This is a genomic window from Ditibartonella apis, from assembly GCF_001952075.1.
Taxonomy (GTDB): domain Bacteria; phylum Pseudomonadota; class Alphaproteobacteria; order Rhizobiales; family Rhizobiaceae; genus Bartonella; species Bartonella apis.
In genome coordinates this window covers 1-1,627 of record NZ_LXYU01000014.1, presented here as the reverse complement: position 1 = coordinate 1,627, position 1,627 = coordinate 1, and the positions used below count along the sequence as shown (strand labels likewise).

Annotated in this window: 1 protein-coding gene; it reads right to left on the bottom strand. The window is 49.8% G+C overall.

The features are described from left to right. A partial coding sequence (locus PEB0122_RS11555) for an Ig-like domain-containing protein (RefSeq protein WP_225867859.1) occupies window positions 1–1,627 on the bottom strand: 1,627 nt, incomplete at both ends.

The window sequence follows — 1,627 nt, the reverse complement described above, 5'->3', positions numbered from 1 at the left end:
GCCGCATCTTTTACCGTAGTGGTAAAATGATGTTCGCCTTTACCAAGCGGTGTTGTCGGTGTGAACGACCACGAACCATCCGGATTAACTTTCGTCTCGCCGATTGCTTTGTCCCCATCATAAATGGTCACAACATCACCCGGTTGCGGATTATTGATCTTGCCCGAGAAGGTGGGCGTTGTGTCGTTGGTGCTGCCACTGGTAGTATCGGGACCAGTAACATCCCCTACATTTGGCTCCACATCACTCGAAATTGTCGGACGTCCCGGAGCATCCGGCGCAGTTGTATCCACCACGAACGGATAGGGAGCAGTTGCCGAACTCTTGTTGCCGCCGGCATCTGTCGCCTGAACCCAGATATTATGGGTACCGTCTGCAAGTTCAGGCAAACTCTTTTCCCAATGACCATCATCACCAACTTTTGCTTGGCCAAGCAACACGTCTTTGCCATCGACACGGTCGTAAATATTGACAGTAGAGCCTGTTGTACCGGTTCCTTTGATAAACGGTGTGTTGTCGCGCGTGACCCCGTTTTGCTGGATCTGGTTATCCGGGAACAAAACATTCGGATCATCATCATGGCCAAGCTGGGTGATCGACGGAGTACCGGGAGCATGCCCGATAAGATCGAAGTCGAACTCATCCGATTTTGTCTCACTTGGTACGCCGGCATGGTTGACAGGAACCACCCAGAAATGGTGATGTCCCGGCATCAACGGATTATCCGGTTCAACTTGCCACGAACCGTCAGGGTTGATCCGTCCCTTGCCGATCGGCTGGGCGTTCTTGTTTGACGGATCACCATCATAAAGAAGCACATAATCAACCTTGGCTGGGTCAAGGGAACCCGCTTTGCCTTTGACCGTCGGCCGATTGTCATCGGTGACGTGCGGTTTATTATTTTCCCCGATAATGCCGACATCGGGAGCCTGATCGTCATAGACATCATAGCTCTTAGAGCCGGACCAATCAGGCCCCTTAGTCGTCAGGAACAATCCGAGAGGGTCGGATTTTGCCCCCTGATTGCCTGCTGTATCCTCAAGCACGGCAACAAAATAATAATCCTTATTATCCGCATAATGGGCTGCATCAAGAGTGGGGGTAAATTTCCAATTGGTACCATCCGGACGGACAGAACCAAGCTTGATCGGATTGCCATTCTCGTCTTTTAGAATATTGCCATTTTTATCCGAAAGATAAATGACAACATAATCGCCGGACTTCGCACCCGTGACTGTTCCATGCAATTCAGGTGTGCGGTCATCGGTATAGTTTCTATCGGTATGGCTGTTGAATTCGCCTGGAACACCGACATCATCAATGAATTTATCCAGTGTTAACGTGCCGGTCGGGGCACCGTTATCAATGGTCATCGTTTTTTCGTCAATATCCGATGTGCGACCATAATCATCAATGATGCGTGTCTGGATGATATAATCTTTACCATTGGCACTTGCCGGCAAAGCTGTTACCGGACGGAAGAAATAACGGTCGTTTGCTGCATCATATTCTGTGTCGTACCACTGCCCGCCAATATTGATCTGGACTTTTTCACCATTTGCCACACTGAGCGCATGGTCGGTCTTAATGTAAATTGTCGGCCGCGTATCGCTGGTAACATAGTCGT